The organism is Deinococcus aquiradiocola, assembly GCF_014646915.1.
GTDB classification, from domain to species: domain Bacteria; phylum Deinococcota; class Deinococci; order Deinococcales; family Deinococcaceae; genus Deinococcus; species Deinococcus aquiradiocola.
Genome location: NZ_BMOE01000004.1, coordinates 90,870 through 114,252, shown reverse-complemented (window position 1 = coordinate 114,252; position 23,383 = coordinate 90,870). Strand labels below are relative to the sequence as shown.

The 23,383-nt window shown below is 71.0% G+C and carries 29 protein-coding genes; 14 read left to right on the top strand and 15 right to left on the bottom strand.

Translation table 11 applies throughout. The annotated features are described in order from the left end of the window. Nucleotides 1-49: 49 nt before the first annotated feature. The 3 genes from IEY33_RS07785 to IEY33_RS07775 are packed head-to-tail and all read right to left on the bottom strand — an operon-like array spanning nucleotide 50 to nucleotide 2,242. Nucleotides 50-481, bottom strand: coding sequence for a hypothetical protein (locus tag IEY33_RS07785; RefSeq protein WP_188961962.1), 432 nt, complete (start codon nucleotides 479-481; stop codon nucleotides 50-52). A gap of 58 nt (nucleotides 482-539) precedes the next feature. Further along, nucleotides 540-1,724: an amidase gene (locus IEY33_RS07780; RefSeq protein ID WP_229670867.1), complete on the bottom strand. Its 1,185-nt coding sequence runs from the start codon at nucleotides 1,722-1,724 to the stop codon at nucleotides 540-542. Beyond that, nucleotides 1,721-2,242: an LEA/WHy family protein gene (locus IEY33_RS07775; RefSeq protein WP_188961960.1), complete on the bottom strand. Its 522-nt coding sequence runs from the start codon at nucleotides 2,240-2,242 to the stop codon at nucleotides 1,721-1,723. The genes IEY33_RS07780 and IEY33_RS07775 overlap by 4 nt, the downstream gene beginning before the upstream one ends. Nucleotides 2,243-2,335: 93 nt before the next feature. Between IEY33_RS07775 and IEY33_RS07770 the strand changes: the two genes are divergently transcribed. The 3 genes from IEY33_RS07770 (at nucleotide 2,336) to IEY33_RS07760 (ending at nucleotide 4,499) form a co-directional block, all read left to right on the top strand. Then, nucleotides 2,336-2,686, top strand: coding sequence for a hypothetical protein (locus IEY33_RS07770; protein WP_188961957.1), 351 nt, complete (start codon nucleotides 2,336-2,338; stop codon nucleotides 2,684-2,686). A gap of 52 nt (nucleotides 2,687-2,738) precedes the next feature. After that, on the top strand, nucleotides 2,739-3,728 hold the full coding sequence (locus IEY33_RS07765) for a hypothetical protein (protein ID WP_188961954.1): 990 nt from the start codon (nucleotides 2,739-2,741) through the stop codon (nucleotides 3,726-3,728). Between the two features lie 81 nt (nucleotides 3,729-3,809). Beyond that, a complete protein-coding gene (locus tag IEY33_RS07760) occupies nucleotides 3,810-4,499 on the top strand; it encodes an outer membrane lipoprotein carrier protein LolA (RefSeq protein WP_188961952.1) in 690 nt (229 codons plus the stop codon). A 95-nt stretch (nucleotides 4,500-4,594) separates the two neighbouring features. Here IEY33_RS07760 and IEY33_RS07755 read toward each other — a convergent pair whose 3' ends face one another. After that, nucleotides 4,595-5,215 carry a C40 family peptidase gene (locus tag IEY33_RS07755; RefSeq protein ID WP_188961949.1) on the bottom strand — a complete coding sequence of 207 codons (621 nt, stop codon included), beginning with the start codon at nucleotides 5,213-5,215 and terminating at the stop codon, nucleotides 4,595-4,597. 448 nt (nucleotides 5,216-5,663) lie between these two features. On the opposite strand from IEY33_RS07755, the gene IEY33_RS07750 reads away from it, so the two are divergent. The 4 genes from IEY33_RS07750 to dtd all read left to right on the top strand — a co-directional run bounded on the left by IEY33_RS07750 (nucleotide 5,664) and on the right by dtd (nucleotide 7,708). Then, on the top strand, nucleotides 5,664-6,080 hold the full coding sequence (locus IEY33_RS07750; RefSeq protein ID WP_188961945.1) for a hypothetical protein: 417 nt from the start codon (nucleotides 5,664-5,666) through the stop codon (nucleotides 6,078-6,080). Between the two features lie 53 nt (nucleotides 6,081-6,133). After that, nucleotides 6,134-6,820, top strand: a complete 687-nt coding sequence (locus IEY33_RS07745) for a uracil-DNA glycosylase (RefSeq protein ID WP_188961943.1) — start codon at nucleotides 6,134-6,136, stop codon at nucleotides 6,818-6,820. A gap of 181 nt (nucleotides 6,821-7,001) precedes the next feature. Further along, entirely contained in the window at nucleotides 7,002-7,262 is a 261-nt protein-coding gene (locus tag IEY33_RS07740; protein ID WP_188961940.1) for a DUF1844 domain-containing protein, read from the top strand. Beyond that, nucleotides 7,259-7,708, top strand: coding sequence for a D-aminoacyl-tRNA deacylase (dtd, locus tag IEY33_RS07735; RefSeq protein ID WP_188961937.1), 450 nt, complete (start codon nucleotides 7,259-7,261; stop codon nucleotides 7,706-7,708). The genes IEY33_RS07740 and dtd overlap by 4 nt, the downstream gene beginning before the upstream one ends. 69 nt (nucleotides 7,709-7,777) lie before the next feature. Here dtd and IEY33_RS07730 read toward each other — a convergent pair whose 3' ends face one another. Continuing rightward, nucleotides 7,778-8,785 carry a DUF1517 domain-containing protein gene (locus IEY33_RS07730; protein WP_188961935.1) on the bottom strand — a complete coding sequence of 336 codons (1,008 nt, stop codon included), beginning with the start codon at nucleotides 8,783-8,785 and terminating at the stop codon, nucleotides 7,778-7,780. A gap of 76 nt (nucleotides 8,786-8,861) precedes the next feature. On the opposite strand from IEY33_RS07730, the gene IEY33_RS07725 reads away from it, so the two are divergent. Together IEY33_RS07725 and IEY33_RS07720 are read left to right on the top strand one after the other, a co-directional pair. Further along, nucleotides 8,862-9,236: a hypothetical protein gene (locus IEY33_RS07725; RefSeq protein WP_188961932.1), complete on the top strand. Its 375-nt coding sequence runs from the start codon at nucleotides 8,862-8,864 to the stop codon at nucleotides 9,234-9,236. Between the two features lie 56 nt (nucleotides 9,237-9,292). Further along, a complete protein-coding gene (locus IEY33_RS07720) occupies nucleotides 9,293-9,976 on the top strand; it encodes a hypothetical protein (RefSeq protein ID WP_188961930.1) in 684 nt (227 codons plus the stop codon). Between the two features lie 279 nt (nucleotides 9,977-10,255). Here IEY33_RS07720 and IEY33_RS07715 read toward each other — a convergent pair whose 3' ends face one another. From IEY33_RS07715 to IEY33_RS07705, 3 genes are all read right to left on the bottom strand, one after another. Next, nucleotides 10,256-10,537 carry a DUF427 domain-containing protein gene (locus tag IEY33_RS07715; protein ID WP_188961927.1) on the bottom strand — a complete coding sequence of 94 codons (282 nt, stop codon included), beginning with the start codon at nucleotides 10,535-10,537 and terminating at the stop codon, nucleotides 10,256-10,258. A 113-nt stretch (nucleotides 10,538-10,650) separates the two neighbouring features. Continuing rightward, complete coding sequence (locus IEY33_RS19530) at nucleotides 10,651-11,178, bottom strand: MarR family winged helix-turn-helix transcriptional regulator (RefSeq protein ID WP_188961925.1); 528 nt, start codon at nucleotides 11,176-11,178, stop codon at nucleotides 10,651-10,653. A gap of 133 nt (nucleotides 11,179-11,311) precedes the next feature. Continuing rightward, on the bottom strand, nucleotides 11,312-12,079 hold the full coding sequence (locus IEY33_RS07705; RefSeq protein WP_188961922.1) for a hypothetical protein: 768 nt from the start codon (nucleotides 12,077-12,079) through the stop codon (nucleotides 11,312-11,314). Nucleotides 12,080-12,414: 335 nt separating this feature from the next. On the opposite strand from IEY33_RS07705, the gene IEY33_RS07700 reads away from it, so the two are divergent. Continuing rightward, complete coding sequence (locus tag IEY33_RS07700; protein WP_188961919.1) at nucleotides 12,415-13,230, top strand: shikimate 5-dehydrogenase; 816 nt, start codon at nucleotides 12,415-12,417, stop codon at nucleotides 13,228-13,230. A gap of 40 nt (nucleotides 13,231-13,270) precedes the next feature. Here IEY33_RS07700 and IEY33_RS07695 read toward each other — a convergent pair whose 3' ends face one another. From IEY33_RS07695 to sufC, 7 genes are all read right to left on the bottom strand, one after another. After that, complete coding sequence (locus tag IEY33_RS07695; protein ID WP_229670866.1) at nucleotides 13,271-13,879, bottom strand: TMEM175 family protein; 609 nt, start codon at nucleotides 13,877-13,879, stop codon at nucleotides 13,271-13,273. A 48-nt stretch (nucleotides 13,880-13,927) separates the two neighbouring features. Beyond that, the gene (locus tag IEY33_RS07690; protein WP_188961917.1) at nucleotides 13,928-14,701 is read right to left on the bottom strand and encodes an ATP-grasp domain-containing protein; all 774 of its coding nucleotides are present in this window, start codon (nucleotides 14,699-14,701) and stop codon (nucleotides 13,928-13,930) included. Between the two features lie 85 nt (nucleotides 14,702-14,786). Beyond that, entirely contained in the window at nucleotides 14,787-16,145 is a 1,359-nt protein-coding gene (gene sufD / locus IEY33_RS07685; protein ID WP_188961915.1) for a Fe-S cluster assembly protein SufD, read from the bottom strand. A gap of 41 nt (nucleotides 16,146-16,186) precedes the next feature. Beyond that, nucleotides 16,187-16,543, bottom strand: coding sequence for a VOC family protein (locus IEY33_RS07680; RefSeq protein WP_188961912.1), 357 nt, complete (start codon nucleotides 16,541-16,543; stop codon nucleotides 16,187-16,189). Between the two features lie 124 nt (nucleotides 16,544-16,667). Next, on the bottom strand, nucleotides 16,668-16,916 hold the full coding sequence (locus IEY33_RS07675; protein ID WP_188961910.1) for a hypothetical protein: 249 nt from the start codon (nucleotides 16,914-16,916) through the stop codon (nucleotides 16,668-16,670). Between the two features lie 69 nt (nucleotides 16,917-16,985). Then, the gene (sufB, locus tag IEY33_RS07670; protein ID WP_188961908.1) at nucleotides 16,986-18,392 is read right to left on the bottom strand and encodes a Fe-S cluster assembly protein SufB; all 1,407 of its coding nucleotides are present in this window, start codon (nucleotides 18,390-18,392) and stop codon (nucleotides 16,986-16,988) included. A 120-nt stretch (nucleotides 18,393-18,512) separates the two neighbouring features. Then, on the bottom strand, nucleotides 18,513-19,271 hold the full coding sequence (gene sufC / locus IEY33_RS07665) for a Fe-S cluster assembly ATPase SufC (protein ID WP_188961906.1): 759 nt from the start codon (nucleotides 19,269-19,271) through the stop codon (nucleotides 18,513-18,515). 238 nt (nucleotides 19,272-19,509) lie between these two features. Between sufC and IEY33_RS07660 the strand changes: the two genes are divergently transcribed. The 4 genes from IEY33_RS07660 (at nucleotide 19,510) to IEY33_RS07645 (ending at nucleotide 23,303) form a co-directional block, all read left to right on the top strand. Continuing rightward, nucleotides 19,510-20,199 carry a MotA/TolQ/ExbB proton channel family protein gene (locus IEY33_RS07660; protein ID WP_188962385.1) on the top strand — a complete coding sequence of 230 codons (690 nt, stop codon included), beginning with the start codon at nucleotides 19,510-19,512 and terminating at the stop codon, nucleotides 20,197-20,199. Continuing rightward, nucleotides 20,196-20,594 (top strand): ExbD/TolR family protein, encoded by a 399-nt coding sequence (locus tag IEY33_RS07655; protein ID WP_188961903.1) that lies wholly within the window; start codon nucleotides 20,196-20,198, stop codon nucleotides 20,592-20,594. Before IEY33_RS07660 ends, IEY33_RS07655 begins: the two co-directional genes overlap by 4 nt. Next, nucleotides 20,569-22,506, top strand: a complete 1,938-nt coding sequence (locus tag IEY33_RS07650; RefSeq protein WP_188961900.1) for a hypothetical protein — start codon at nucleotides 20,569-20,571, stop codon at nucleotides 22,504-22,506. The genes IEY33_RS07655 and IEY33_RS07650 overlap by 26 nt, the downstream gene beginning before the upstream one ends. A 98-nt stretch (nucleotides 22,507-22,604) precedes the next feature. Then, a complete protein-coding gene (locus IEY33_RS07645; protein WP_188961898.1) occupies nucleotides 22,605-23,303 on the top strand; it encodes a hypothetical protein in 699 nt (232 codons plus the stop codon). Nucleotides 23,304-23,383: the final 80 nt, after the last annotated feature.

Genomic DNA, 23,383 nt, shown 5'->3' with positions numbered 1-23,383 from the left:
CCCGGGCATGCACTGCCCGGACCCCGCCTCTCCTGCCTGCAGCGCGGCGTCAGAAGCGCAGTTCGACGCCCAGCCCCCCGCTGAACGCGCCGTCCTGACGGGCGCGGACGTGGGCGCGCCACCCGGCCGGGCCGAGCAGCGGGCCGCGCAGGCCCGCCTCGGCGTACAGGCGGGTCGCGTCCGTGAATTCCGCGCCGACGCTGGCGAAGGCGTCCACGCGCGTGAGCGGGAGGTTCAGGTCGCGCAGCGTCAGCGCGGCCGTGAAGGCGGTCGTGTCGGTGTTGAAGGCGCGTTCCGCGCCGCCCTCCACGCCGAGCGTCCCGACGAACGGGACGGGCAGCAGCGCCACGCCCGCCCGCACGCCGTACCCGGTCGTGTTCAGGTCCGCGCCCGCCCAGACGGCCGAAGCGTGGGCGGCAGGCGCGAGGACCGCGAGCGTGAGGAGCGGAAGGGCCGTGCGGACGAGGCGGGCGGGCATCATGCCGCCCAGCATACGGGCCGCGACCCTGAGACCCCTGAGGACACGGACACGCGGACCGTCACGCGGGCAGCGTGCGCGCCAGTCCCAGCAGCGCGGCGTCCTGACCGGGGCGAGCGACGAGCTGCACGCCGACGCTCAGGCCGTCCGGCGTGCGGTGCGGGAGGGCCAGGGTGGGCCAGCCGAGCATGCTGAACGGCACGGTCAGGCGCAGCACCGCCACCCGCAGCGGCACGGGACCGCCCGGCAGCGCCACGCTGTCCTGCCCCTGCAGGGGCGCGGCGCACGGCACGGCCGGGGCGAGCAGCACGTCCAGGCCGGTCATGCGTTCGTCCAGCAGCGCGCGGTACGCGTCCCGCCGATCGCGCGCGGCCCGCACCTCGCTGTCCGTGAGGCCCGCGCCGCGCCGCAGCAGGGCCAGCGTGCCGGGCGTGAAGCCGGGCTCCGGCCGCGCGAGTGCGCCCCGGTGCACGGCCGCCGCCTCGCTCTGCACGATGTCGCTGTACGCGTCCAGCATGTCCGGCAGCTGCACGGGCGTCAGGACGGCCCCCAGGCTCTCCAGGGTGGCGGCGGCGGCGAGCAGCGCGCCGCGCGCCTGATCGTCCAGCCAGCCGTCCGCGTGCCACACGCCGACCCGCACGCCCTCCCAGGAGCGGGGCGCCGCCGCCTGCCCCGTCAGTGCCTCCTGCACGCGCAGCACGGTCCCCAGGTCCCGCGCGAGCGGTCCGGCGTGATCGCAGGTGACGGACAGCGGCAGCACGCTGTCCGTGGACCACGCGGGGTCGCCCTTGCCGGGCTTGAAGCCGACCACGCCGCACCACGCGGCGGGCACGCGGATGCTGCCGCCCGTGTCGGTCCCGAGCGCGAAGTCGGTCAGGCCGAGCGCGACGCTGGCGGCCGCGCCGGAACTGCTGCCGCCCGTCACGCGCGCCGCGTCCAGCGGGTTGGGCGTCCCGCCGAACGCGTTCGCGCCGCTGATGCCGAGCGCGATCTCGTGCAGGTGCGTCTTGCCGACGAGCGCCGCACCGAGCGCCAGCAGGCGCGTCACGAGCGGCCCCTGCGGCACGGGCGGCAGGGGCGCGCGCGTGCTGGCGTGCAGCGGCCATCCCTCCACCCCGAACAGGTCCTTCACATTGAAGGTCAGGCCCGACAGCGGCCCGCCCCCGGCGCCCTCCAGCGGCGCGTCCGGCAGGTACGCCCACACGCCGCGCTGCGCGGGCGCCGCCACGTCCGGCCGGACCTTCACGGGAGGATCGCGGGCTGCTGCAGCACACCCTGCACCAGCGTGTACGGTCCGAAGCTGGGGCGGCCCAGCAGGCCCAGGTCCGCCGTGAACGTCCCGTCCACCCGGTAGCTGACCTGCTGGCCCCGCGCGACCCGCAGGGCACTCCCCAGGCTGTCGAGCGTCAGGGGGAGCGCCAGGTCCGCCTGCTGCAGCGTGTCGCCCCGCGCGGGCAGGGCCACGTCCGGCAGGTTCACGGCCGCGACGGGCGACCCGTCCAGCACGAAGTTCCCCGCGATGTTCGCGAGGCGCAGCGGCAGCGGATTGGGGTTGCTGACGCGCAGCATCAGGGTCAGGTACGCGGTCGCGGGACGCCCGGCCGACGGCAGGGTCAGGCCCGTCAGGCGCACGCTCTGCACCGCGAAGGTCGGCACGGCGATGATCGGCTGGTTCGGCGTGCAGGCGGCCAGCCCGGCCGCGAGCAGCGCGGCCAGCACCGGCAGCGTCCACCTGCGCGGCACGGAAACGGAAGGCAGGGTCATGCCCGGAGCATAGCGCCCCCGGCCGCCCGCTTCCTGATCGGGAGGGCGGCAGGTGCCGCTCCGCTCACCCGCCCCGTCCGTCAGACTGGACGCGTGATTGCCGTGAAGTGGTGGCTGCTGGCCTTCTCGCTGCTGGCCCTGGCGCTCGCGTGGGAGGTCCACGAGGCCGCCGTCGCCCTGGCGGCCCTCCTGACGCCGCAGGCGGGGGAGACCGTGCCCGGATCCGGATACCGCGCCTCGTTCACGGGCACGGGCGTCACGCTGTCCGGGGCTGTGCTGCCGGGACGCGTGGCGGCCACCGTATGCGCGCTGCTGGGCTGGCGTGCGTGGCGGGCGTCCCGCGCCGCGCGGAATGCACTGGCCGTGCTGTTCGCCGCGCTGCTGCTGGCCGGGGGGCCACTGGCGTCCGTGCTGGCGACGCTGCTGACCGGTTCCGCCCCCTGAACGTGAACGCGCGGTCAGGACCACGGGACGCGGTTGGTGTTATGTTCGGCGCATGCGCCTGCACCGTACCGCGTTGGCCCTCGCCCTGACCTGCAGCGTGGCCGGAGCCACCAGCCTCGACTTCGGGGTGTCGTACGCCCCGGCGGGCGGCACGCTCGGCCAGGACGGCCTGCTGCGCGTGGGCGTCACCGACCTGCCGTTCGCCGGGTTCTCGCTGATGGCCGGTGCGGGCAGCCGTTCGCTGGACGCGTCCCTGGGCCGCAGCCTGGTCCTGCCGGGCCTGGGCGTGGCGCGCGTCCGCGCGGACGGCGCCTTCCTGTACGGGGGCGGCCTGCGCGGCGGCCTCACGCTGGGCGGCACGGCCGGGCCGGTCGCGCTCACGCTGAGCGGCAGCGTCTGGAACGCGGGCGCGGCGCGCTTCGACCCCCTGGCCCGCTGGGCGGAGGTCGCGCCGGACCTGCGCGATTCCGGCGGGAGTTTCGGCGTCACGGCCCGCTACCGCCTGAACCGCGAGGTGGTCCTGAACGTGAACGGAACCGTGAGCGCGCAGAGCAGCGTGCTCGCGCAGGCCGAGTGGCGGCAGGACCTCCTGAGTTACCGGGCGGGCGTGCGGGCCGGGCAGGACGTGCTGGGCGTCACGGGCGGCGTCACGTACGCCGACCCCGACAGCGGCCTGAACGCGGCGCTGGACGCGCTGGTCGGGCCGGACACGCTGGGCCTGACGGGGCACGTGGGTCTGGACGGCGTGCTGGGCGACGGGAGCAGCGTGCGCGTGTACGCCGCGTACGAGCCGTGGCGCACCACCTCGGAAGTCCTGCGGATCGGGGCGCAGGCGGGCCTGCCGGTCGGGCCGGGCACCCTGAACGTCGAGGCGTACGGCGGTTCGCGCGGCAGCCTGACGGGCCTGGGGTACGGCGTAAAGGTCGGCTTCTCGCTCCCGCTCGACCCGCCCGCAGACGGCGGTGACGCGCCCACGGGCAGCGGCACGCCGGACGGTGCCCCGGGCGACGCGGCCCCCACGGACGCCCCGCCCGCTCCCTGACCAGCACCGGGGGGCGGGGCCGTTAACCTCGCATCAGCCGTCCGGACGCCTTCTCATGAGAGCGCGCCGGATACTGTGGGCATGAAGAACCGCGCCCGTACCGCCCTCCCCGCCCTCAGCTCCGCCCTGATGATTTCCCTGCTCGGGGCCGCGTCCGCGCAGACCATGACGGCCGCCGACATCCTCGGACGGCTGGACGCCACCCAGAAGACCGCCAAGGACCTCAGCTTCCGCCTGAGCGGCACCGGCAGCCTGGACGGCAGCGCCCAGAAGATCGACCTGACCGTGCAGAGCATTCCGGCCGCTTCCCTGGCGCGCGTCGTGTTCGCCGCGCCCGACGCGCTCGCGGACAACATTGTGGTCGTCAACAAGACCGAGGTCCGCAACTACCTGTACCTCACCAACCAGATCACCGTGACGAGCGCCGCCAAGGCCGCCGGTCAGGCGGGCATGACGGGCCTGGACTTCAGCCAGATCAGCAACTTCTCGGCCCTGCTGAAGAACTACGACGTGAAGGTCGTCGGGACGAGCGGCAGCGCCGGGAACCGCCTCTTCACGCTGGAAGGCACGCCCCGCGCGAACGGCACCGACGAGGGCCGCGCCCGCGTGTACGTGACCGAGGCCGGCTGGCGACCCACGCGCCTGCAGCTGCTGGACGGCGCAGGCAAGGTCCGCGCGGACCTGAACGTCACGAACTACAAGCAGAACAGCGGCCTGAGCGCCGCGAAGCTCACCACGCTCCCCAGGGACGCCGAGATCATCCGGCAGTAAGCGTGGACGCAAGCGCCCCCCGGCCGGACTGGTCGGGGGGCGCTTTCTGGTGGTGCTGTTCCTGTACCGGCGATGCTCTCCGGGCGGGGGTGCGGTTACAGGACGCGGCGGGCGCCGACGTAGCGGGGGGCCCAGTAGGAGGTGGTCATGCTCTCGATCATGGTGCGGCCGTTGTAGCTGTTGGCGTTCGCGAACTGACCGTTGCCGAGGTAGATGCCGACGTGGGACACGCCGCCGCCCATGGTGCTGAAGAACACGAGGTCACCGGTCTGCAGGTTGCCGCGCGAGATGGAGGTGCCGACGCCGAACTGCGCGCGGGCGGTGCGGGGGAGGCTCACGCCGAGCTGCTGGAAGACCGCGCGGGTGTAGGCGCTGCAGTCGATGCCGCCCGCCCCGTTGCCGCCGAGGACGTAGCGGATGTTCAGGAAGCGGGCGGCGGCGGCGCGGATGGTGTTGCCGTTGCCGCTGCGGCTGGCGGTGGGGGTGCTCGGGCGGGCGCTGCTGGCGCTGGCGCTTCCGCCGATCTCCAGCTTCTGGCCCACCTGGATGGTGCTGCTCTGGAGTCTGTTCAGCTTCAGCAGTTGGGCCGGGTCGAGATTGGCCTTCTGGGAGATGCTGTACAGGGTATCGCCTGGCTTCACGGTGTACGTGGCGGCGAGGGCGCTGCTTCCGAGGAGGGAGGCGGCGGTCAGGATCAGTGCGCGGAGAGCATTCATTGACACCGTGAGTTTATCAGAGCTTTATTTATCCCGCCTTCATTCAGGGCGCAAGTGCTCACTTTTATGCACCTATACGGCGTCTATGCGGGTTGGCGTGGGGGTGATTTCGCGTGCTGCTGCGGTTTCGTCTTAGGCTTCTCACCAACTGACTCATTTCTGATTTCATGACCGGTGCTTCCCCTCTGCCGTGCCCCCGTTCGGGGGAAGGGACGGCAGGAGTGTGCTGCACGCACAATTCCGGGCGGGGCATCGGCGGGCCTCCAGGGCATTTGCCCCTGCGTGAACTATTCGACATTCATCATTCTCATATGTGCTGCACCGACTGGTCTGCCGACCCGCCCTCCCGCACGCCACCCCCGCAAAGACCGCACCCCCGGCAACGGGGTATACAGTGAGCCAGAAAACCGACCGCACCACCCACACCCCGCCGGGACCGGAGGAACGCATGAAAGAACTGATGACCACCGACCAGCTGCTCCAGGGCCTCAAACACTACCGCCGCATCGCCCGCCAGGACCTGCTGCGCGCACCCGAAACCCCCCACCCCGACGCCTTCCGCCAGCACGCCGAAGCCCGGCGCGCCCTGTACGCCCTGCTCGAACAGCACGCCAGCGAACACGGCCCGCAGGACGCCGTGGACCACGCCATCGCCGAGTACCGTACCCTGCCCTTCACGACCGGCACCGCCGAACACGAACACCCGGAACTCAAGGGCCGCGAGAACGGCCTCGAGAACTTCTTCCTGATGATCGGCCTCGACCCCAAGACCCGCCGCGAAGCCCGCAGCGCCCGCCCCAAACTCGGCACCGCCCCCGCCCCGACCGTCCCGGCCGAAGGAAGCGCGGACCAGCCCACCCCCTGACCCCCGCAGCGGCCTCCCACCCGCAGTTCAGGCCGCTGCACTAGCATGAACGCGTGACCTCGCCCCCACCCGCCCCGGACGGCGGTCCCACCGACGACACCGCCCTCGCCGCCCTCACGGCCAGCAACCTCGCGTGCCGCGCCTGTCGCCTCCGGCCCGGCTGCACCCAGGTCGTCGTGTCGGACGGCAACCCGCACGCCCGCATCCTCATCGTGGGCGAAGGGCCCGGCGGAGACGAGGACCGCGTCGGGCGGCCCTTCGTCGGACGCGGCGGGCAGCTCCTCGACCGCATCCTCGAAGCGGTGCGCCTCACGCGGGACGACGTGTACATCACCAACATCGTCAAGTGCCGCCCGCCCGCCAACCGCACCCCCGAACCCGACGAGAGCGCCACCTGCACCGCCCTGTGGCTCGAACCGCAACTCGCCCTGCTGCGGCCCGAACTGATCCTCACGCTCGGCAACACCCCCACCCAGTACATGCTCGGCACGCGCCAGGGCATCACGCGGCTGCGCGGCACGTGGCACGAGTACCGCCAGAAGGGCGGCCTGTGGGACGCGCTCCTGATGCCGATGTTCCACCCCGCGTACCTGCTGCGCAACGACACCCGCGCCGTCGGCGGCCCCAAGAGCCTCACGTGGCGCGACATCCGCGAGGTGAGACGCGTGCTGGACGGCGCCCCACCCGACCGCCCGGAAGGCCCCGGCGGCCCCCCCGAAGGGCAGGGCAGCCTCTTCTGACTCCCGCTCGCACCCACTGCCCCCGCCCGCCGCACAGTGAGGTCCGGATGCAGATCATTCCGGCCCCCGCCGCGCTGTTCCGCCCGGGAGGACGGACGGGCAGTACAGTCCTGACCGTCCGGGAATTGAACGGAATACGTCTCACACCCCCGCCCCCGGCGCGCGGGCTACGCTACACGGCATGCCCAACCAGGACTTCGTAGGACTCGTGAACAGCCTCCAGGCGACCGCCGAGGCCGCCCTCGGCGAACTGAACGCCAGCAGCGCCCTCGCCCGCCAGGACGGCCTGACCGCCACGCCCGACCGCGCCCGCCAGACCGCCACCCGCAGCCTGCGCCTCCTCACCATGCTGGCTGAGAAGACCCGCGGCAACCTCGACATGACGGAAGCCGACCTGCTCAGCCAGGCCGTCACGCAACTGCGCGAACGGCTCGCGAATTGAAGGCCGTCCTGCAGCGCGTCACGCGCGCCGACTGCGTCGTGGACGGCCGCACCACCGGCGAGATCGGCGCGGGCCTCACCGTGCTGCTCGGCGTGGGGCACGGCGACACGCCTGCCACGGCCCGCGCCCTCGCGGCCCGCACTGCGAAACTGCGGATCTTCGCGGACGACGCCGGACGCATGAACCGCTCGCTGCTCGACGTGCACGGCGAGGTCCTCAGCATCAGTCAGTTCACGCTGTACGCCGACACCCGCCACGGCAACCGCCCCGGCTTCACGGGCGCGGCCGCGCCGGACGTGGCCCGCACCCTGTACGCCGAGTACAACGCCGCCCTGCGCGAACTGGGCGTCACGGTGGGGGAGGGCGTGTTCGGCGCGGACATGCGCGTCACGCTCAGCAACGACGGCCCCGTCACCATCCTCCTCGACAGCAGCGACCGTCCCTGACCGCACGGGGACAGCACGGCAGGCGGGCCGGTGAGAGATTCCACCGGCCCGCCTGCTGTGCTCACCCGGTCAGATCTTGGTGAGGGCCGGGTACTTCTGGATAGCTTCGTCCTCGCTCAGGAACTCGCCCTCGGCGTCCGGACTCCACACGACTTCCGCGCGCAGCAGGTCGCCGGGCGCGACGCTGCTGATCGCCGCGAGTGCCGCGCGCACCTCGGTGGCATTCGTCGTCCCGGCGGGCGGCATGCCGGACAGCGTGGTCGCCGCGACGGCCAGCGTGACGGCGAGGTACAGGTCGCCCGTCTCCTTCTGGAAGGTGTAGTCGCCCCGGTGCGTGAAGCCGGTGTTCACGTCCCTGTTCTGGTAGTTGCTGGTCGTCTGCTCGGTGAAGGCCGCGCGCGCCTGCGTGGCCCACGCGCCCACCTGACTGTCCGCCGCCTCGGCGGACCCCTGGGCGCGCTGCACGTCCGCGTACGTCCACCGGTCCGGGTGGCGCAGCAGCACGAGGGCCGCCTCGGTCATCATGCGGGTCAGGCCCTCGTTGCTGTCCGGGTCGCCGTTCTGCGCGACCTGCTGCAGCGCGCGCTTCACCTCGTCACCTTCTGTCAGGAGCACCTGTACGCTGACGGCCTGCCCGGTCGTGCCGCTGCCCGCAAGCAGGCCACGCCCGCCGCTCATGCCGCGCCGCATGAACAGCACCACGCCGCCCACAATCAGCACGATCACGATGATCCCGCCGAAGCCCAGCCCGCCCCCGCCGTACCCGTAGCCGCCGCCGTACCCGCCACCGTTGTTGATGATGACGGGACCGCTGTAGCCGCCCCCGTACCCGCCGCCGTAACTGCCTCCGCGCGGCGAGTACCCGCCGCCGGACGACCCGCCGTAACTGCCGCCCGACCGCCCCGAAGAGGACGACCCGGACCCGCTGCTCCGCCCGCCGAACCCGCCGCCCGACTGCGCGTGCACCGTCCCGAGGACCGAGAACGTCATGAGCAGGGCGGCCAGCAGCAAGCGCAGCACGCCCGCGCCGTGCGGACGGAAGGACCCTGACCTGAACCGGAATGGGGGTTGGCGCATGGGTGTCAGTGTAGAGCAGCCCGGCACGGCCCGCCCCGGCAGTCCCGCACGCCGGACGGCAGGTATAGTCGGCGGCATGGAACTTCACCTGACCTTCGACGCCTGGGACCGCTTTCAGGAGAGCCTGTACGAACGCGGCGACCGCCTGGACCTGCGCGAACCGGGCGGCACGTACGCCCGCGACGAACGCGTGGACGTCTGGGTGCTCAGCGCGCACGCCGAGGCCCTCTACAGCCAGGACATCGACCCGGACGTGTGGGAGACGCTCTCGGACCTCGATCTGGAAGCGGCGGACGAGGAGAGCGGCTGGGCCCTCATCCGGGACTTCTACCTGGAGCGCGGCGGCGTGCTCGTCCGCATCGGGGACGGCGTGAGCGCCGACGACCGCGAGGAATGGATCTTCTCCGAGGGTCTCAGCACGCGCCTGCGCCTCGCGGACCACGCCGACTGAAGTCCCCCTGAGCCTGCCCTCATCTTCCATGAGAGTGCAGGCCGTAGCGTATGAGAATGTTCGAACGAGACACTGACCGCCGCTTCCCCGTCAAGCGCTTCATCCTGCTGGGGAGCCTGATCGGGGCCGCGGTGTACTACTTCAGCCGCGAGCAGAACCGCCGCGCCCTCGACCGCAAGCTGGAGGAACTGGGCATCAAGGACGCCGCCGTCACCGTCGGCAGCGCCGCCCAGGACAGCTGGCAGAAGACCCGCGAGGCCGCCCACGACGCCGCCGACACCCTCAAGGACAAGGCCAAGGACGCCGCGGGGACCGTCGCCGACCAGGCCGGTGAGCTGAAAGACAAGGTGGCGGGCGCCGCCAGCGACCTGAAAGACAAAGCGCAGGACGTGGCCGGTGACCTGAAAGACAAGGCCGAAGGCGCCAAGGACAAGGTCGCGGACGCCACCGCCGGCCTCAAGGACCGGGCGAACGACAAGGCCAGCGACGTGAAAGACGCCGCCCGCGACGCCAGCAAAGCCGTTCAGGACAAGGCCGGTGACCTGAAGGACAAGGCCCAGGGTGCCGCGAGCGACCTGAAAGCCCAGGCGAAGGACGCCGTGCAGGAAGGCCAGAACAAGGCCGAAGATGCCAAGGACAAGGCCCAGGACGCTGCCCGGAGCGCCAGCGACGGCGCGAAACAGGCCGCCGCGGACGTGAAGAACGCCGCGCAGAACGTCAAGAGCGACCTCAAGAAGTAAGCCCAGATTGTGCTGAGGTGCTGGGGCACAGCCGGGCGAAGCGAGTGGCGATACGTCCGGTTCGGCGGAGATGGAAGGGGATTCGCCGAGCTTCCCGAACCTCGCGCAGCTGGAGCGAGACCCTGAAAGACGCCCTGTCCACCCTTCGCCCTCCGGTGCTGAAGGGAGGTTGGGGTTTCCGCCCCGGCGCTGGAACACTTTACAGGGAGAGCGGGAGGCGAATGGCCGGAATGTCCGGCCATTCGCCTCCCGCTCTCCCTGTGCCGCTGCGCGCTGCGGTCAGTCGCTGACCTTCACGCCCTTCCAGAACGCGACGCGGCCCGCGATCTGCCGTGCCGCGTCCTTCGGGGCCGGGTAGTACCACGCGGCGTCCCGGTTCTCCTGCCCGTCCACCTTCAGGCTGAAGTAGCTCGCCTCGCCCTTCCAGGGGCAGGTGGTGTGCGTCGCGCTGTCCTGCAGGTACTCGGGACGCACGCTGTCCCGTGGGAAGTAATGGTTCCCTTCCACGACCACCGTGTCCGACGACTCCGCGATGACCTGTCCGTTCCAGATGGCTTTCATACGACCACCGTACCCGCCGTGCGTGCCGCACGCTGTCAGCGAACGTACCTTCGGTGGGTACCGGGCGGCATCTCAGAGTGAGCTGAACTTCCGGAGTTCAGCTCACTTCGGGATCAGTCGTCGTCGTGCTGGTCCAGGTGGCTGCGCAGCAGGCGCAGACTCACCTGCAGTCTCTGCACGTCTCTCGGGTTCAGGCCCATCAGGCCCGTCATCTGCGTGGGGACGTCCGCCGCTTTCGCCTGCAGGGCTCGGCCCTCGTCGCTCAGCGCGACCTGCACTTCCCGCTCGTCATGCGTGCTCCGCTCGCGCCGCAGCAGTCCGGACGCCTCCAGCCTCTTCAGCAGGGGAGACAGCGTGCCCGAGTCGAGCGCCAGCCGCTCACCCAGCGCCCCGACCGTCAGCGGCCGCGTCACCGCGTCGTCCGCGTCGGCCTCCCACAGGGACAGCATCACCAGGAACTGCGGGTACGTGAGACCCAGCGGTTCCAGCAGCGGCCGGTACGCGCGCGTGACGGCGCGGGACGTGGCGTACACGTCGAAGCACAGCAGCGCGGACAGCGCGATGGGAGCCTGGGTGCCCTGACCGCCAGCCGCAGCCGGGTCCGGGGACACCGGAGAGGAGGGGGCAGCTGAGGCGTTCATGCACGGAGTATACCCAGTCGGCCACTCAGGAATCTTCCACGAACTCACAGATTCCCGGCCCGTCCGGGCAGAAGACGCCCCCGACCATCATCGGTCGGGGGCGTCCCTGTCAACACTGCAGCGTGCGTGGGCTTCAGGGCATGCTGGGCGGGGCGGGCACGGGCGTCAGCGGATCGCCGGGCGTCGCGGGCGCCGCCGGGTCGGTCGGGGCTGCCGGGGCCACTGGGGCGGACGGATCAGCCGGAACCGCCGGGGTCACGGGGGCCGGGACGGCATCGGTGGGCGCACTCACGGGCGCCGCGTCCGTGGGGGCTGCCGGGGGCGGGGTGGCCGTGCCGGTCGTGGCGGGGACCGTGCCCGCGCCCTGCAGGTCGGCGGACAGCGACACCACCGTCAGGCCGAGTTCCTCGTGCGCGGTGACGCTCACCGCCTGCCCCTGACGGTCCAGCGTGACGCTCCCGCCACTCGCGTTGCCGTCCCTGACCGTGAAGCCCTCGGCCTCAAGGGCCGTCACGGTGCGCGGTAGGGCGTCCTTCACGCTGCCCCGGTAGATGGCCGCCTGACCCAGCACAGTATCCACCGTCCGAAGCGGCGTCAGGCCGTCCACGGCGGGCAGCTTCAGGTCCGCTGTCAGCACGGACTGGCCCGGTTGCGCGGTGGGAGCCGCCTGTGCAGGTGCGGCCGGAGCCGCGTCGGCAGGAGCGGGCGCCGGAGTGACCGGGGCGGGTGCAGTCTGGACGGGTGCCGTCTGGTCCGGCGCCGTCTGAGCAGGGGTGGTCGGATCGGGCGTGGTCTGGGCAGGGGGCGTGACGGGGGCCGAACCGTCGGTGCCCGACTGGGCGAGCGCGGGCGAGGCCAGCAGCAGCAGGCCCAGGGTCAGTGTGCGAAGTTCAAGGTTCATCATCATCCTCCTGAGGGGCGAACCCCGCACCGTGCGGGGCCGTGAACGGTCGGAGCCGTTCCTGACCAGAACCTTAAGGCGCGCCCCCATGTAAAGCCCCGGGAAAGCCTGAAGCGGGCGGCGGCGGAATTCCCACGCCGGACGCACGCGCGCCTCACGCCCCTCACGCGCCCGTCAGCGCCCACACACGCCCGCCCCAGCCATCATCACGCCCGCTCGCCCGTCCGGCCCTCCCCGTAGCAGACGGCCGCCGGTCACGCATGAACGCCCGCCCTCATCCGCGCCCGGCCCGGCAGGTGCGGCCCGCTGTTCCCCGAGGTAAGGTGAACGCACCTATGCCTCACACCATCGACAAGGACACCCGCCTGTGCATGTCACTGTCCGGCCGCCCCAGCAACTTCGGCACGCGCTTCCACAACCACCTGTACGCCGCTCTCGACCTGAACTACGTGTACAAGGCCTTCACCACCCACGACCTGCCCGGCGCCATCACCGGCATCCGCGCGCTCGGCATCCGCGGCAGCGCCGTCTCCATGCCGTTCAAGGAAGCCGCCATTCCCCTCGTGGACGAACTCGACCCGTCCGCCGCCGCCATCGGCTCCGTGAACACCATCGTCAACACGGACGGCCACCTCAAGGCGTACAACACCGACTACATCGCCGTTCAGCTGCTCATCGAACGTTACGGCCTGCACCCCGGGCAGAGCGTCGCGCTGCGCGGCAGCGGCGGCATGGGCCGCGCCGTCGCGTCCGCCTTCCGTGACGCCGGATTCCGGCACGGCACCCTCATCGCCCGCAACGAGCCCGCCGGACGCGCCCTCGCGCACGACACCGGCTACACCTGGGCGCCGGAACCCATGCAGGCCGACGTTCTCGTCAACATCACGCCCATCGGCATGAGCGGCGGCCCCGAAGCGCACGACCTCGCCTTCCCGCTCCCGCTGGTGCAGGCCGCGCAGGTCGTGTTCGACGTGGTCGCCCTGCCCGCCGAGACGCCTCTCGTGCAGGCCGCCCGCGCCGCCGGACGCACCGTCATCCGCGGCGACGAGGTCGCGGTCCTGCAGGCCCTCGAACAGTTCGTGCTGTACACCGGCATCCGCCCCACGCCCGAACAGGTGCAGGCCGCCGCCACGCACGCCCGCACCCCCTGACGCGAACACGGCTCCGGCCATGACGACGGCCCGCCTTCAGTCACCGGGGGCGGGCCGTGTCCTCACGCTCCAGCACCCGCTCGATCCGCCGGTCCGGTACCAGCCACATCAGGGCCACGCCCACCAGCAGCGCCCCTGCCGCCCACACGCCCCACGCGCCCAGGAACGGCAGGCCGATCACGCCCACGTAACTCGCGAGCGACACGTTCCCCTTCACGTCACTGCCCACTGCGTCCGACAGCAGGTGATTCCCGGCGTCCGTGCGGATGATCACGCGCACCAGCACCGTGTACGCCACGGCGCTCATCAGCGTGACCACGCCGTACAGCGTCATCGGTTCCGCCGCGAAATGCGTCTCGCCCGCCCACGCCGATACGAACGGAAACAGCGACAGCCAGAACAGCAGGTGCAGGTTCGCCCACAGCACCCCGCCCCGCACGCGCCGCACCGTCTGGAACAGGTGATGGTGATTGCTCCAGTAGATGCCGATGTACACGAAGCTGATCAGGTACGCCAGCCCCTTCGGCCACAGGGGCCGCAGCGCCTCCCACCCCTCGCCCGCCGGGGGCCGCAATTCCAGCACCATGATCGTGATGATGATGGCGAGCACCCCGTCACTGAACGCCTCCAGCCGACCCTTCGTCATCATGCCGACCCCCTCCCCACGCTCCCCGGCCTGAACGGCCTGGGTTGCGCGTTACGTCACGCCCTCCCACACCGCCGCGAACTGCGGGACCGTCCAGCCGACCAGGTCCGACACCTGACCGTCCCCCACCTCCACCACGCGCCAGGCACCGTCCGACCGGAGCGCGACATCCACCGAGAAGAACCGCGACGGGACGCGCCCCGCCACCGCCCGCACCAGTTCCGGCACCGGCCCGCCGCCCGCCGCGAACGCCTGCCCGTCCCGCACGAAGAACCGGGACTCCGTGCCGTCCACGAACGCCTCGAAGCGCCGCACGCACACCCCGCCCTCGATCTCGCCACGGAACTGCGTCATGCGCGCCATCAGCTCCTCCGCCTGCTCCGGCCGCGTGATGACGCTGCCCGCCCCGGTCTTCAGGGACTTCACGAAATCCTTCACGAAGTACCGCTCCCAGCCCAGCCGCTCCAGGCCCGCCCGCACCTCACCCGGGTCCGGGAAGCACACCGTCTCGGCCGTCACGTCCGCCAGCAGCGGCGCCCACCTGGGCAGATGATGCGCCGACAGGTACGCGTCCAGCGGCGTCCACAGCCGCGCGCCCGCCCCCACCACCGCGTCCCCGAACGCGCGGTACGCGTCCACGTTCAGCATCCACCCCCGGTACAGCACGGCCTCCCCCGCCTCCAGCGCAGGCCGGAACCGCCGGTCCCCGCCAAACGCGAACGTCGACACCGGCCACCCCAGCCCAGCGAACAACGCCGCCTGCTCCGCGAACGCCGCGTCCGGCTCACGCACGGCGAAATAATCGGCAGGGAAGACCACGCGCATGCTCCCACCATACCGGACCACGCACGCGAAAGCGGCCAGCCCAGACAGGACTGACCGCTCGTTCGCTGCGCCGTTCAGTTCAGGCTCAGGCCGCGCCGACCTTCTCGGCAATGATGCCCTCGATGTACGCCACGACGCTCTTCAGCGGCACGCGCGTCAGCACGTCCTCCAGGAACGCCGTCACCAGCATCTTCTCCGCCTGCTCCTCACGGATGCCGCGCGACTTCAGGAAGAACAGCTGCTCCTGATCCACCGGGCCCGTCGTGCTCCCGTGACTGCAGCGCACGTCGTTCGCATTGATCTCCAGCTGCGGCACGCTGTAGTTCCGCGCCTCGTTGCTGAGCATCAGCGTGCGGTGCTTCTGGTACGCGTCCGTCTTCTGCGCGTTCAGATCCACCTTGATCATGCCGCTGAACACGCCCACCGACTGATCGTCACCCACGCCCTTGTACAGCAGGTCGCTGTGCGCGTTCGCGGCCGCGTGATGCTGCAGCGTGTAATGATCGAAGTGCTGGTCCTTGTTCGCGAAGTACAGGGCCAGCATCTCACTGTCGCTTCCCTGACCGCGCAGGTACGACTGCATCTCCGTGCGGGACAGCGTGCCGCCCATCGTGACGACGAGGCTGTTCAGGGTCGCGTCGCGGCCCACGTCGCCACGCTGCCGCTGAATGTGCGTCACGCCCTCACCCCAGTTCTGCACCGACACGTACCGCAGGCGCGCGCCGTCCTTCACGACCAGCTCCACTGCCCCGAACGCGTACGTGCCCGGCAGCGCCTCCGAGTCCTGCTCGTCGATGAACGTGACCTGCGCGTTCTCCTCCGTCACGACCAGCGTGCGCGTCGCCGTGAAGCTCCCCGCGTCACTCATCACGCGGAAGGCACCCAGCGGCAACTCCACCTCCACGCCGCGCGGCACGTACACGAACGCACCGTTCGTCCACAGGGCCGCCGCCAGCGCACTGAACTTCCCTTCGCTGGGGTCCGGGCTCTTGCTGGGCGTCGTGCCGGGCGCCGCGATGGTCGTGTCGTCCGGCACTTCCGCCGGAACCACCGAGTACAGGTACTTCTGCACGATGTCCGCGTGCTGCTCCACCGCCGAACGCAGGTCCGTGAAGATCACGCCCTTCGCCGTCAGCTCCGCCGGGAGAGGCGTCGCGTACACCACGTCTGGCCCGTCCAGCACGATGTACGCGCCCACGTCCGTGCCCGTCAGGCGCTTCTGCACGCTCGCCGGAAGCTGCGCGATATCCGTCACCGCGTCACGCTTCGCGTGCGGATGCAGGGCCGCGAAATCGATGCTGCCCACCTGCGTGTACTTCCACGCCTCGACGCTCTCGCTGGGCAGCTCCAGGCCGTTGAACAGCGCCAGGGACTCCCGGCGCTTGGCGGTCAGCCACTCCGGGCCGGTCGTGATGATGAGGTCCTCAGTAAAGGGTTGAGTCATGTGTACTCCAGTGAAACGAGGCAGGCCACGCCGGGCACTGCTCAGCCGATGAACGATTCGACCTCGATGACGAAGCCGACCGGGGTGTTGAAGTAGAACGTCAGGCGACCGTGGTTCTCGGTCGGAGCGGGAATCTGGAAGCCGCCTGACGTGAGCTGCGCGTGAATGGCCCGCACCTGCTCCGGCGAATCCTGCAGAAAGCCGATATGAAAGACCTTCGGGTACGTCACGTCCTTCGCCCTGAACACCGAGATCAGGGCGTCGTCGTCGTCACGCAGGAAGGTCATGGCGTCGTCGCGGGGCATGCCCTCCGCCTGACGCAACCCGAAAAACCGCTCGAAGATGTCCACGGCGGCAGGCACGTCCGTCACGCCTAAGTTGATGTGATTGAGTTTCAAGTGGACTCCTCGGCAGGTGCTCAGGGACAGCGCGGTCCGGTATGGAGGGTGGTCACGGCGCTACCGGCGGTGCCGTACGGCATCTGCATGGCCCGTACCAGTTCGCAGCTCAGGTCGCCTGCCCTTACCGCTCGTAGGACGCTCTGTTCGCGAAGACCCTGCAGGTGGCCGTCTGGTCTTCGTTCACGGAGAGGATCTCGAACGCCCGAATGCAGGCGTTGGCATCTGCGGCAGGGGAGTCGGCATTCCTGAGCTGCACGGCCACTTCGCGCTTCGGGTAGCTCGTACCGACATCCTGCATGTCGTAGACCTTATGGGTGAACCGGTACGAAGCACGCTTGAAAATATTTGGGTCAAACGTGAGGGTCAGCACCGGCCAGCCTGTCACAGTCACTCCCAGAAGGACTGCGCCCAGGATGGCGGGTGCCGATGCAGGCATCCCTCAGCCGACGCTGCCTTCCATCTCCAGTTCGATGAGGCGGTTCAGTTCGACGGCGTACTCCAGGGGGAGTTCCTTGGCGATGGGTTCGATGAAGCCGCGCACGATGAGTCCGGCCGCCTGGTCTTCGCTCAGGCCGCGGCTCTGCAGGTACAGGATCTGCTCGTCGTTGATCTTGCTGACCGTGGCCTCGTGGCCGACGCGGGCAGTCTTCTCTTCGATCTCGATGTAGGGGTAGGTGTCGGTGCGGGCTTCCTCGTCGAGGAGGAGCGCGTCGCATTCGACGTTGGTTTTGGCGCCGGTGGCCCCCTCGTAGATCTTGACGAGGCCGCGGTAGCTGCTGCGCCCGCTGTCCTTGCTGATGCTCTTGCTGACGATGCTGCCCGAGGTGTGCGGCGCGAAGTGCACGATCTTGGCGCCGGCGTCCTGGTGCTGGCCGCGTCCGGCCATGGCGATGCTGAGCACTTCGCCGCGCGCGCCTTCTTCGAGGAGGTAGCAGGCGGGGTACTTCATGGTGACCTTGCTGCCGAGGTTGCCGTCCACCCATTCCATGACGCCGTTCTTGTACACGGCGGCGCGCTGCGTGACGAGGTTGTAGACGTTGTGGCTCCAGTTCTGGATGGTGCTGTACCGGAAGCGGGCGCCTTCCTTGACGACGATCTCGATGACGCCGCTGTGGAAGCTGTCGCTGTTGTAGGCGGGCGCGGTGCAGCCTTCGATGTAGTGCGCCTGGGCGCCCTCGTCGATGATGATGAGGGTGCGTTCGAACTGGCCGCTGCTCTCGGCGTTGATGCGGAAGTACGTCTGGAGGGGGATGTCCACCTTGACGCCCTTGGGGACGTACACGAAGGACCCGCCGGACCACACGGCGCTGTTCACGGCCGCGAACTTGTTGTCTTCGGGAGGGATGATGGTGGCGAAGTGCTCGCGGAACAGGTCGGGGTATTCCCTCAGGCCGTCCTCGATGCTGAGGAACACCACGCCGAGCTTCTCCCACTCGTCCTTGAGGTTGTGGTAGACCATCTCGGACTCGTACTGCGCGCCGACACCGGCGAGCGCGGCGCGTTCCGCTTCGGGGATGCCGAGGCGTTCGAAGGTCTGTTTGACGTCGTCGGGCACGTCGTCCCAGCTGCGGGCGTTGTGGCCTTCGGGTTTGATGTAGTAGTAGATCTCGTCGAGGTTCAGGCCGGACAGGTCCGCGCCCCATTCGGGGATGGGTTTGCTGTAGAAGATGTCGAGCGCCTTGAGGCGGAAGTCGAGCATCCACTGCGGCTCGTCCTTGGCCTTGCTGATCATCTCGACCACTTCGCGGCTCAGGCCCTTGGGGGCCTTGATGGCGTAGCGTTCGGGGTTGCTCCAGCCGTACTCGTACTCGGTGTTGATGTTGGACGCTTCGGGATTAACGGTCATGGTGACTCCTTGGGAGGGTCTGAGGGTCTGGGGGTCAGAGGGTCGAGGGAAGGCCGTGTCCGGGGGGCGTGCTGCCTGAGGGTTCTGGACTGTTCGACCCCTGACCTCTGGACGCCGCGGTCAGGCGGTCGCCAGTTCCTTGACCCAGTCGTAGCCTTCGGTGTCGAGTTTCTTGGCGAGTTCGGGGCCGCCCGTCTGGACGACTTTGCCCTGCACGATGATGTGGACCTTGTCCGGCACGATGTAGTCGAGGAGGCGCTGGTAGTGCGTGATGATCAGGCCGCCGAGTTTGGGGCCGCGCAGGCTGTTCACGCCGCGCGCGACGATGCGCAGGGCGTCCACGTCGAGGCCGCTGTCGGTTTCGTCCATGATGATGTAGCTGGGGTCGAGCATCAGCATCTGGAGGATCTCGTTGCGTTTCTTCTCGCCGCCGCTGAAGCCCTCGTTGAGGTAGCGTTCCACGATGCTCTCGTCCCATTCGAGGACCTTGAGGGCCGCCTGGAGTTTGCCGTAGAACTCGGTGAAGGACACCTCTTCGCCTTCGGCCTTGCGGGCCTGCATGGCGAGGCGCAGGAAGTTGGCGATGGTGACGCCGGGAATCTCGACGGGGTACTGGAAGGCGAGGAAGACGCCGAGGCGGGCGCGTTCGTCGGGTTCCATCTCGAGGATGTTCTGTCCGTCCACGAGGATCTCGCCTTCGGTGACGGTGTATTCGGGGTCGCCGACGATGACCTTGGCGAGGGTGCTCTTGCCGTTGCCGTTGGGTCCCATGACGGCGTGCAGTTCGCCGCGCGGGATGGTGAGGTTGATGCCCTTGAGGATGGGCAGGTCGCCGACGCTGGCGTGGAGGTTGCGGATCTCGATCTGGTGTTCGCTCATGGGTGCTCCTGGGGGTGGGCCGCTGCATCTCAGACGGCTTCTTGCGAATGGTTCCTACTTACCGCTTTATTTTAGGGGTTGGGGGGCAGAAAGACTAGTGACTCACTCAACTTTCGCGGGGCGCGCCCTCACGGCAGGGCCGCCCGGACCACACGGCCCCGCGCACCTTCATGAACTGCGCTCCACACGCTCACTTCACGCTTGCCACGCGGCCACATGGTAGCCCTGACGGGTGAACCTGAATCTGCTCCAACTGCTGGCGTCCGCTGGCCCGCTGCTGTGGGTGCTGCTGCTGCTGTCCCTGTACGTGGTGTACCTGACGCTGCTGCGCGTGCAGGTCCTCGGGCGCCTCGGCGTGAACGTGGACGCCCTCATCGAACGCCTGCGTGCCACCACCGCCGAGAGCGGCCCACAGGCGGCCCTGGCGGAACTGGACCGCACGCCCACCGCCGCGCCCGCCGCGAACGTCATGCGCGCCGGTCTGGCCCGCGCCGACCGGGGCCAGGACGCCGCCATCGGCGCCATGAACGCCGCCGTGCTCGCCGAGGACGCGCGCCTGTACGCGGGCATCCAGGCGCTCGGCACCGCCGCGCAGATCGGGCCGCTGCTGGGCCTGCTCGGCACCGTGATCGGCATGGTGCGCTCCTTCCTGGTGTTCAGTCAGACGAGCGCGCCCACCACCGCGCAGCTCGCGACGGGCATCAGCGAGGCGCTCGTGAACACCGGCGCGGGCCTGATCGTGGCCATCGTCGCGTACGTGGCGCGCGGCGCCCTCAAGGCCCGCGCGGACCGCGTGGCCGTCAGCATGGAGCGCGTCCGTGAGGAACTGCCCGGCTGGCTCGCCCGCCCGGCCGCCCGCACCCCGGAACCCCGCGGCCTGGACTTCGAGTTCGCGCCCGGCGCGGCACAGGTCGGAGCGCGCCGGTGAGACGCCGCTTCCGGGAGGAGACGCACGTCACCTTCGATTTCGCGCCGATGGTGGACGTGGTGCTGCTCCTGCTGATCTTCTTCCTGCTGACCAGCAACCTCGCCGCGCGGCAGAACGCGCTCCCGCTGGACCTGCCGCGCGCCAGCACCACCGTCAAGGAAACGCCGGACCTGCCGCTCGTGAGCGTCACGCGGGACGGCAAGGTGTACCTGAACGGCACGGCCACGACCCTCTCGCGGCTGGGCGAGCAGCTGAAACCGCTGATCAGAACGTCCGGCGGTCTGGTGGGCCTGCGGGCCGACGAGAGCGGCAATTACGGGTCGGTGGTGCAGGTGATGGACGTCATCAAGCGCGCGGGAGGGGAGCGGCTTGCGCTCGGCACTCGCACCCGCTAGCGTCCGCCCGTCCGGGGAGGGCCCGCAGGACCGGAGGCGCGCGCTGGGCCTGGCAGTCGTGGTGCACGGCGCGCTGCTGCTCGGGCTGCTCGCCTCGCGCCTGGACGCACCCACCCGGTCCGCGCCTCCGCAGGCGAACCGCGCGCCGATGGAGGTCGTGACGCTCGCCCCGGAGACGCCGCAGGCCGCCACGCCCACAGTGACACTCCGGCCCTCCGCCGCGCCGAAACCCACCGTCAGGCCGCAGGCGACCCGCACGCCCGCCGCAGCGAAGCCTGCCGCCCGTCAACCCGCGACCCAGCCGCCTGCCACCCAGACGCCCGCCGCCGCGAAGCCCGCTGTACCGCAGCCCACGGCCCAACCTCCTGCCACGCCCGCTCCCGCCGCGCGCTCAGGCGGATCGAGCGCCGCTCCGGCCGTAGCGGCTCCGGCAGCGGCGTCCCCTGCCGCGCCCGCCCGGACTTCCGCGCCCGACACGGCCGTCACGGTCACCCCCGCACCCGCACGGTCCAGCGAGGCCGCCCCGCCCGCCGCCGTCACGGACCCGGTGCCGGAAGCGGCCCGTCCCGCCAGCCCGGCGGACGCGCCCCAGCCGGACACCACCCCGGACGCGGCCGCCCAGGTGGACCGGACGCCGCCGGACGCGCCGAGCGAGGAGGTGACGGCCCTCCCGCGCCGCGAGGACGCGCAGGTGCCCGCCCCCACGGACGCGCCCGTCCCGTCCCGCACGGCGGCGGCGGGCAGTGCGGACCCGCAGGCGGAAGCGCCGCGCGGCGCGCCGCAGGGCACGGCGGCCCCCGAGCAGGCCGCGCCCGAGGTCGCGCGGGGCCAGGGCGTGAACGGGATTCCCGTCACGCCGGAAGCGTCCCGCGCGCCCGCACGCTCCGGGACGACCGGTGACGCGGCCGCCAGCACGACCGCCGAGACTGGCCGCACCCGCACGCCCACCCCGGACCGTGAGGAAGCGGGCGCTCCCACCCGCACCGCGCCCGCCACGGCGCAGGCGATGCCGGACCCCGCCGTGACCGCCGACCGACCCCGGACCGGCACGCCCACGGGCAGCGCGGCGCCCGAACAGGCCGCCCCGACCCGGACGCCCGCCGCGAGCGCCCCGGACACCTCCGGCACGGACGCTGCCACGCCGGACCGGGGACGCGGGACGACCACCGCCAGCCCCGCCCCCGGCACGGCCACGCCGGAAGCGGGCCGCAGCACCGGGGCGGCGTCCGCCCCTGCAATGCTGGACACCCCGGCCGGTGGCCGTACACCCGCCGCCAGCACCCCCACGACCGGCACGCCCGCACCGGACGCCGAGGCGCCCGCCGGGCGCGCCAGCACCGCCACCACCCCAGGCACCTCCCCGGAGCAGGGCCGCGCCCAGACCGGCAGCGCCCCGGCTGGAGGCACGCAGGGCAGCGGTACTGCTCCGGCCGAGGCGGGCCGCGCCGCTCCCGGCACCGCAACCGGCACGGGCAGCGGCACGGCCAGCGGCGACGCAACCGGCACGTCCGGCCGCGCCGCCAGCGGGACCGGTACCGCCGCCGGGAACGAATCGCGCGGCGCGCTCTGCACCGTCGCCATCGACGTGCGCGGCCTCGACCGCCGCTTCTCGCGCGCCGAGACCAGCTTCGTGTTCGACGAGGCCGGACGCCAGCTGTGGCCCGACGCGGAACTCGTCAAGGGCGTCAGTTCCCGCCTCGTGAACGAAGGCAGCCTGCAGTCCTACGCCACCAGCGAGGCGGACCTGAGCCGCCTGCCGAACCTCACGCGCGTCCGCGCCAGCGCCGTCAGGGCCACCAAGTTCGCCCCGAACTCCACCCTCATCACCGACGCCGTCCTCGGGAGTGCGGCCGCCGCGCAGTTCCGGTCCGCCGGAAGCGCCTGCCGCGTCGTGTACCTCAAGGACCGCTGACCCCGTACGCCCACCGCCGAGCGTCAGGCTCACGTCACGCCCGCACGCTATCCAGGGCCCGTCCACCCGCCCACCCCACCCCCCCAGAGAGGTCCCCCATGCGTACCGCCCGACTCCTCCTGCCCGCCACGTTCGCCGTCCTGACCGCCGCGCCCGCCCTCGCGTGGATTCCCAAACTCGACGCGAGCACCGCCAAGAACGTCATCGACGCCGCGTACCGCCGCCGCGACCCCGTCCCCACCTACCTCACCGTGGACCTCACGGTGCAGGACGGCAAGTTCCGCACGGACGGCGGGCTCAAAGCCTTCGACGGCGGCGACACCTGCGTCAGCGACTGGCTCGCCGCGCCCACCGCCTACGACAGGAGCGGCAGCCGCCCCGTCACCCTCACCCTCAGCGGCCAGGCCGATCAGCTGTCCTTCCAGGCGGCCGCCGCGAACGACAACTTCAAGAACCTCACGCCCGACGACGCCCTCAAGGACAGCGCGTCCCGCATGCCGGACGGTCAGCTGCGCCTCGACCTCGTCGTGGCGGGCCTCGCGGACCTCAAGCAGCGGGCCGCGTACACCGTGCGCCTCCGGGGACCGGACGGCAAGCTGAGCGCGCCCGTGAAGGCCAGCTACGTGAACGACTGGAAGGCCGACAGCGCGGGCCGGTTCGGCGGGACGCTCGTGTACTACTTCGAGCCGACGAAGGTCGGCGTCAACGCCAACGACAAGGTGGACCTGCTCGTGAGGACCGAGGCCGACAGCGGCTGCGCGTACGCCGTAAACTTCGACCTGGGACAGTTCTACTGACCCGTCCCTGAACCGCGAAGACAGCAGAGCGGGCGGTCCCGGTGTGGGCCGCCCGCTCTGCTCGATCAACGCGTGGAGTG